This window comes from Streptomyces caeni (assembly GCF_042678285.1).
GTDB lineage: Bacteria > Actinomycetota > Actinomycetes > Streptomycetales > Streptomycetaceae > Streptomyces > Streptomyces caeni.
On the sequence record NZ_JBHUDX010000140.1, the window covers coordinates 1 to 6,436 of the forward strand.

The following is a 6,436-nucleotide window of genomic DNA, read 5'->3' on the forward strand; positions in this document are numbered from 1 at the left end:
GCACGCCGCGGCGCGCCCGGAGTGGTCCCCGTGGTGGCGCCCTCGGCCGGGGTCTGGCTCGCCGAGCCCTCGGCCGCCGTGCGGGTGCGGCGGACCGGGCGTTCCCCCGCGGCGCGGCCCGCGGCTCGGGCCGGGCGGGCCGGGGCCGGCGGAAGCTGGCCCTTGAGGGGGCCCCACTCGTTGGGGTCGGGGACGCCCGGGGGCAGCATCTGGCGACGCTTGGGGCCGCCGTGGTCGGACTCCCCCGGTTCCTTGGCGCCGGGCCATGCCTTGGCGACTCGGGCCGCCAGCACGAAGTCCTTGCGCAGGGGGTGGCCCTCGAAGCTCTCGGGCAGGAGCAGGTGCTCCAGCCCCGGGTGGCCCTCGAAGGTCACGCCGAACATCTCGTGGGTTTCGCGTTCGTGCCAGGCGGCGCCCGCGTAGACCGCCACGGCGGAGGGGAGGACCGGGGCACCGTGCGGGACGGTCGTACGCAGGAGGAGGCGGCGGACCGGGGACAGGGCCACCACGTGGGCCGAGACGCGCAGGCCCGTGCCCGGCTCGTCGACCGCGCTCAGCCAGTCGAAGTAGGTGCAGCCCAGGTCGTCGCGTGCGGCCCGCAGCGCCGCGGTCCAGGCCGTCGGCGGTACGTCTACCGTCAGGACCGCGTACGACTCCGCGGCCACGGCCTCGGGGCCGAAGAGCTCCTCGGCCGGTGCCGGCAGCCAGCCCACCCCGGTCATCGTCCCTCCCCCGAAGCCGGGCCCGGACCCACCGTGGAACCGGCCTCCGCGGCCCCCGGGGCGGGAGCCGCGGACGGCGGCCGTACCAGGCCGCTCTGCAGGGCGGAGGTGGACGGCCGCGACGAGCCGTACCGCTCCCCGAGCGACTCGCGGGCGATCTTCTCCTGAAGCTTGAGGATGCCCTGGAGCAGCGCCTCCGGCCGCGGCGGGCAGCCGGGAACGTAGACGTCCACCGGGATGATCTGGTCGACGCCCTTCGTGACGGAGTACGAGTCCCAGTAGGGGCCACCGCAGTTCGAGCACGCGCCGAAGGAGATGACGTACTTCGGCTCGGGCATCTGCTCGTACAGTCGCTTGACGGCCGGAGCCATCTTGTCCGTGACCGTGCCGGAGACGACCATCAGGTCCGCCTGGCGCGGACCGGGTGCGAACGGGATGACTCCGAGGCGGATGAAGTCGTGGCGGGCCATCGACGCGGCGATGAACTCGATCGCGCAGCAGGCGAGGCCGAAGTTGAACACCCACAGCGAGTAGCGGCGGCCCCAGTTCAGGACCACCTTCATCGGCTCGGGGGCCAGGCGGGCGAGCGTGCCGAGCCGCTTCGGTTCCGGCAGCGGCACCGCCTCGGCGGCCGGCGGGGTCGACGGGTTCACGTCCATGCCAGGACGCCCTTCTTGTAGGCGTACAGCAGCCCCACGGCCAGGAAGCCGAGGAAGACGAACATCTCCACGAGCGTGGTCGCGCCGTACCGGGGATCGGCGAAGACCGTCGCCCACGGGAAGAGAAAGATCGAGTCGACCGCGAAGATCACGTACAGGAACGCATAGACGTAGTACCGGACCTGCGTGTGGGCCCAGCCCTCGCCGACGGGGTCGACGCCGCATTCGTACGTCAGGAGTTTCTCGGGTGTGGGCACGACCGGGCGCAGCAGGCGGCCCGCGCCGAAGGCCACGGCGACGAAGAGCACGCCGACAACGGCGAGCAGCCCGACGACGGAGTAGGAGTGGAAGTAGCCGGACGCGAGGACGTCCCCGGGGGTCACCACGCCTCCGGTTCCCATGCTCCCGGTTCCCACGCTTCCAGTCTCCGCGCTCCCGGTGTCCGCCATGACAGCGACGGCGGTCGGATCCGGCACGTCAGCTCCTCGCTCCCTGACCTCGTGACCCTGGTGAACCTTGTGTTCGACGATCTGTACGCACGGGAGTCTAGGCCCTCCTAAAGAAAGCGTAAGCAGCCCGTGATGCACGGGGTAGTCGGAGCCCGCGGGGGTGGGGTTTGCCCCAGTGATCCTCCGGAGGTCCGCCTCATGGCGTCGGGCCGCGCCACGCGGCAGGCTGGCGGACATGACCGAACGAGGCTGGCGGAAATGACCGAACGCATCACGGGCTCCGGCACCCGGGGCGGCGACAGCCCGCCGCCCGCGCGATTCGCCCTGGACGGGCACACCTGGCGGGAGATCGCGTATCTGCTCGCGAATCTCCCGATGTCGCTGATCGGGTTCGTCTACGCGGTGACGGTGCTGTCCACGGGGGCAGGGCTGACGGTGACCGTGATCGGCCTCCCGGTCCTGGCAGCGGGGCTGCTGGGCGCGCGGCAGTTGGGCGAGTGGGAGCGGGCACGGGCCAGGGCGCTGCTCGGTGTGCGGGTGGAGGAGCCGAGCCCGCTGCCGTTGCACCGGACCGGCGGGATCTTCCCGCGGCTGTGGATGGCGCTGAGAGACCCGGTGGGCTGGAGGACGGTCCTGTACCACTGCATACGACTGCCCTGGGGCATCCTCACCTTCACGGTGATGTTCGTGTCGCTGTTCCTCCTGTGGCCGGTGCTGCCGTTCATCGCCCGCGGGCTGGCCAATGGGGACCGTGCGATGGTGCGCGGTCTGCTGTCCCCCTCCGACGAGCTGGAGCGGCGCATCGCCGAACTGGAATCCGACCGCGGGGTGGTCGTGGACACGGCGGCAGCAGATTTGCGGCGTATCGAGCGCGATCTGCATGACGGTGCGCAGGCCCGGTTGGTGAACCTGGCGATGGGCCTCGGGCTGGCCAAGGAGAAGCTGCTCGAGGACCCCGACTCGGCGGCCGCGATGGTCGAGGAGGCGCACGGCGAGGTGAAGCTGGCCCTTCAGGAACTGCGGGACCTCGCGCGTGGCATCCATCCGGCGGTCCTCACCGACCGCGGTCTGGACGCCGCCCTGTCATCGGTGGCCGCGCGCTGCACCGTGCCGGTGAAGGTGACCGTGGACCTCGGGGCGAGACCGGCCGCGGCGATCGAGGGCATCGCCTATTTCACGGTGTCCGAGCTGCTGCAGAACATCAGCAAGCACAGCGGGGCCGGAACCGCCACCGTCGACGTGTGGCGCGCGGACGAGCGGCTGCTCATGCAGGTACGGGACGACGGCCGCGGCGGCGCCCGCCTCGACGCAGGCAGCGGCATGGCGGGGCTCGCGGAGCGGCTGGGCGCGGTCGACGGCCTGTTCGTCGTCGACTCGCCGGCGGGCGGGCCCACGACGATCACGGCGGAGCTGCCGTGGCGGGACCGGGGGGACGACGTCCGGCGTCCGGTGCACGGCGGACGGTAGGGGTGTGCGATGCCCTGCCCCGGGCACGCGGGGGTAGGGAAAACCCCCGGTTGAAGACGCCGACCCGCTCCATGGCTCGGTCGGCCCGGGGACAGCAGAGTGGAGGTACGAGCCGGGGCCGGCCGGGCAGACAGGCCGCGCCGGGACGGACGACGAGCCGGGACAGACGACGAGAGGAACGGACGACGCCGATGGCCACGCGGTACGGGCAGGGGTACGGAGAGTGGGTTGGCCCTGCGCTCCAGGGCGCCCGGGGGTGGACGCACCGGCTTCCTGCCGCTCTGCGGGCGCCGGTCGAGGGGCGCAGTTGGAAGGAGTTCTGCTACCTGCTGCTGAGCCTGCCGATCGGGATCATGATGTTCACCTACAGCGTGACGATGCTCTCGCTCGGGGCCGGGCTCCTGGTGACGTTCGTCGGGATTCCGCTGCTCGCAGCGGCGCTCGCCGGTTGCCGCGGGTTCGGGGCGCTGGAGCGGGTGCGGGCGCGGGCGCTACTGGGGCTGGAGGTGGCCGACCCGGAGCCGGTGCCGGTGCGGCGGGGCGGGCCCATGGGGTGGGTCTGGGCGGTGCTCAAGAGCGGGACCTCGTGGCGGCACATGCTGTACACGGTGGTGCAGTTCCCCTGGGCCACGTTCTCCTTCTGCGTGGGAGTGAGCCTCTGGGCGACCGGGTGGGCGCTGCTGACGTACCCGCTGTGGTTCTGGGTCTTCCCCGTGTACGCCGGTCAGGGCGGAATACAGCTGTACGGCGACGGGACCCACCACATCTACCTCGACAACCCGTTCGAGATCACGGTGACCGCGCTGGTGGGTCTGCTGTTCACCCTGGCCACGCCGTGGATCGTGCGGGGGTTGACGACGGTGGACCGGCTGCTGGTGCTCGGGCTGCTCGGACCGTCGCGGCTCGCGACGCGGGTGGTGGAGCTGGAGTCGGACCGTGGGGTCGTGGTCGACACGGCGGCGGCGGATCTGCGTCGTATAGAACGGGATCTGCACGACGGGGCGCAGGCTCGGCTGGTGGCGTTGGCCATGGATCTCGGTCTGGCGAAGGAGAAGCTGGCGGAGGATCCGCAGGCGGCCGCGCGGATGGTGGGCGAGGCGCACGGCGAGGTGAAGACGGCGCTTCAGGAGCTGCGGGACCTCGCGCGTGGGATCCATCCGGCGGTGTTGACGGACCGGGGGCTGGACGCGGCGCTGTCGGCGGTGGCGTCGCGGTGCACCGTCCCGGTGCAGGTGGATGTGGATCTGCCGTCGCGGCCGGCGCCCGCGATCGAGGGGATCGCGTACTTCACGGTGTCGGAGCTGTTGCAGAACGTCAGCAAGCACGCCCGGGCGTCACGGGCGTCGGTGGATGTGTGGCGGGTGGACGACAGGCTGCTGCTGCAGGTGTCGGACGACGGAGTGGGAGGTGCGGACGCCTCCGGCGGGTCGGGGCTGGCCGGGCTGGCGGGGCGGCTCGACGCGGTGGACGGGATCCTGGTCGTCGACTCCCCGGCCGGGGGGCCGACCCGGATCACCGCCGAACTGCCGTGGCGGTCGGTCTGACGACCCCCACGTGCACCGCCTGCCCCTGAACGCCCTGGGCGGTCACCCCCCGGCAGCGCGACTGTCCCCCTGCTCGTCCGTCGGCCTGCTCATCCCTCGGCCGGGGCAGCCGCAGGGGCCGGCGTGCAGAACATGCGGGTACGGCACGGGGAGCGGTCTCCCGCACACTCCGAACCCCCTCCTCGCTTCCCCCACCTCCCTCCTCTCCTTCCCCTCTCCCCGCCCCGGCAGGGCTCACACAGGACACACCGGGGTTATCCACAGGCCCGGTGAGCCTTCGAGGATCGCGCGATACTGAGGTGCCGAAGAGGCGGCAGGACGACCGGCCGCCGAAGACACCGCCGGACGCACAGGACGCACGGCCTGAAAAGGAAGGCTCGGGGGGCCGAGGATCGTGGAGGACAGGGTGCGGGTGGTCATCGCCGAGGATTCAGTGCTGCTCAGGGAGGGCCTGACCCGGCTGTTGACAGACCGCGGGCATGACGTCGTCGCCGGTGTCGGGGACGGGGAAGCACTCATCAAGACCATCACCGAGCTGGCGGACCACGGCGAATTGCCTGATGTCGTCGTCGCCGACGTGCGGATGCCGCCGACGCACACGGACGAGGGAGTCCGGGCCGCGGTGCGGCTGCGCAAGGCGCACCGCGGGCTCGGTGTGCTCGTGCTGTCGCAGTACGTGGAGGAGCGGTATGCCACCGAGCTGCTGGCGGGTTCCAGCCGCGGCGTCGGCTATCTGCTCAAGGACCGGGTCGCCGAGGTGCGTGAGTTCGTGGACGCCGTGGTGCGGGTGGCCCGGGGAGGGACCGCACTGGACCCCGAGGTGGTCGCTCAGCTCCTCGGGCGCAGCCGCAAGCAGGACGTACTCGCCGCACTCACCCCGCGGGAGCGGGAGGTCCTGGGGCTGATGGCCGAGGGTCGGACCAACTCCGCGATCGCCCGGCAGCTCGTCGTGAGCGACGGAGCCGTCGAGAAGCACGTCAGCAATATCTTCCTGAAACTCGGTCTGTCCCAGAGTGACGGGGATCACCGGCGTGTTCTGGCCGTTCTCACCTACCTCAACTCATGATCGGCTGACACTGTGTCAGAGAGCGGGGCCGCGACGTCCGGGGGCCGACCGTCCGGCAGGGCCGCGTCGGCCTCCACCGGGGCGCCGGACCACCCGGCACCACCGCGGGTCCGGCCGCCGGGCACCACCGCGGCCCCGGAGCCGTCCAGCGCTGAGCCACCAGAACCGAATGACGAGCAGGGAGCGTCTTCCGAAGCAGCGTCGGGGGGCGGGCACATCATCACAAGTCAGGGCGCCGATTCGTCTCACCTTCGTGTCCATCATGCGAACGGCCGAGGGAAGGCGACCCTTACCGACGTAGGGTTGATCCTGGGAAGGCCGGCGGGACGGCCGCTCCCAGACAGCCGCCTCGAGGGAGGTCCAGTTCAGTGACCAGCCAGGTCAGCAGTCCAGCGGAGCAGGCGGACGGAGCCGTCGTAGGAGAACAGCGCCAACCGGCGGGCGCGAAGGACGTGCACAAGCTCGACCGGGTGATCATCCGGTTCGCGGGTGACTCCGGTGACGGTATGCAGCTCACCGGTGACCGTTT

General features: G+C 71.6%; 6 protein-coding genes. 3 read left to right on the forward strand and 3 right to left on the reverse strand.

Annotated features, from left to right (window positions below):
- From ACFSL4_RS36135 to ACFSL4_RS36145, 3 genes are all read right to left on the reverse strand, one after another.
- The coding region (locus ACFSL4_RS36135; RefSeq protein WP_381092248.1) for an NADH-quinone oxidoreductase subunit C at positions 1 to 722 on the reverse strand (722 nt) is incomplete at its 3' end.
- Positions 719 to 1,381: an NADH-quinone oxidoreductase subunit B gene (locus ACFSL4_RS36140; protein ID WP_381092250.1), complete on the reverse strand. Its 663-nt coding sequence runs from the start codon at positions 1,379 to 1,381 to the stop codon at positions 719 to 721. The genes ACFSL4_RS36140 and ACFSL4_RS36135, both read right to left, overlap by 4 nt.
- Positions 1,372 to 1,782, reverse strand: coding sequence for an NADH-quinone oxidoreductase subunit A (locus ACFSL4_RS36145; RefSeq protein WP_381092252.1), 411 nt, complete (start codon positions 1,780 to 1,782; stop codon positions 1,372 to 1,374). Before ACFSL4_RS36145 ends, ACFSL4_RS36140 begins: the two co-directional genes overlap by 10 nt.
- 306 nt (positions 1,783 to 2,088) lie before the next feature.
- Here ACFSL4_RS36145 and ACFSL4_RS36150 point away from each other — a divergent pair, with 306 nt between their 5' ends.
- The 3 genes from ACFSL4_RS36150 (at position 2,089) to ACFSL4_RS36160 (ending at position 5,907) form a co-directional block, all read left to right on the forward strand.
- On the forward strand, positions 2,089 to 3,297 hold the full coding sequence (locus ACFSL4_RS36150) for a sensor histidine kinase (RefSeq protein WP_381092254.1): 1,209 nt from the start codon (positions 2,089 to 2,091) through the stop codon (positions 3,295 to 3,297).
- 191 nt (positions 3,298 to 3,488) lie between these two features.
- A complete protein-coding gene (locus ACFSL4_RS36155) occupies positions 3,489 to 4,841 on the forward strand; it encodes a sensor histidine kinase (RefSeq protein ID WP_381092256.1) in 1,353 nt (450 codons plus the stop codon).
- A 406-nt stretch (positions 4,842 to 5,247) separates the two neighbouring features.
- Positions 5,248 to 5,907, forward strand: coding sequence for a LuxR C-terminal-related transcriptional regulator (locus ACFSL4_RS36160; RefSeq protein ID WP_381092258.1), 660 nt, complete (start codon positions 5,248 to 5,250; stop codon positions 5,905 to 5,907).
- The last annotated feature ends 529 nt before the right edge of the window (positions 5,908 to 6,436 follow it).